This window comes from Streptomyces calidiresistens, assembly GCF_014141525.1.
Lineage (GTDB): Bacteria > Actinomycetota > Actinomycetes > Streptomycetales > Streptomycetaceae > Streptomyces > Streptomyces calidiresistens.
Map to the genome: position 1 here is coordinate 1 of NZ_VKHS01001354.1, position 834 is coordinate 834.

Below are 834 nucleotides of genomic sequence, written 5' to 3' on the forward strand. Positions count from 1 at the left end.
GGGATGCGGTGATCGGGGGCGTCCCAGGGCTGCCGGGCGTCGGGGTGCGCCGCGATCCACGCGCGGGCGCGGGAGAGCAGTTCGGCGGGGTCGTCCACCACCCCGTCCACCAGGCCCAGTTCCAGGGCGCGGCTCGGGCGGTACCGGCGGCCCTCCAGCAACAGCGTGGACAGCGCCCCGGTGATGCCCAGCAGGCGCACCGAGCGCACCACCCCGCCGGTGCCGGGCAACAGGCCCAGGGTCACCTCCGGCAGGCCCACCCGGCACCCGGGGGTGTCGAGCAGCAGACGGTGGTGGCAGGCGAGGGCGATCTCGTACCCACCGCCCAGCGCGCTGCCGTTCATCGCCGCGACCACCGGACGGCCGAGGGTCTCCAGGCGGCGCAGGGCGCGTTTGATCGTCATCGCGCCGTCGAAGATCTCCCCCGCCCGGTCGGGGCCGATCCCCACGAGGCGGCGCAGGTCCCCGCCCGCGAAGAAGGTGGGCTTCCCGGAGGTGACGATCACACCGGTGATCGTGTCGCGCTCGGCCTCCAGCCGGTCCACGGCGGCGGTGAGCGCGGCGGTGAAATCGGGGTTCATCGTGTTCGCCGTGCGGGCGGGGTCGTCGAGCACCAGGGTGACGACCCCGGCCCCGGAGCCGTCGTCGGGATCCCGCTCCCAGCGGATCACCCCGGGCGCGTCGGGGGCGTCCCCGGCGGCGTGGGCGTCGGCTGCGGGCCGGTCGTCGGGCGGGGGCTGCTGGGACATGGCCGGGCTCTCCGGGGGCGTCGGGGCGCGGCCCGGGAGGGGCGGCGCGACGGCGGACGGAACGGGACGGATGGAGTGGGGTGGG

The 834-nt window shown here is 76.7% G+C and carries 1 protein-coding gene; it reads right to left on the bottom strand.

Annotation, left to right across the window (positions count from 1 at the left end):
- Positions 1 to 749 (bottom strand): enoyl-CoA hydratase/isomerase family protein (locus tag FOE67_RS27280; protein ID WP_182667486.1); only part of this gene is annotated, 749 nt, incomplete at its 3' end.
- Positions 750 to 834: the final 85 nt, after the last annotated feature.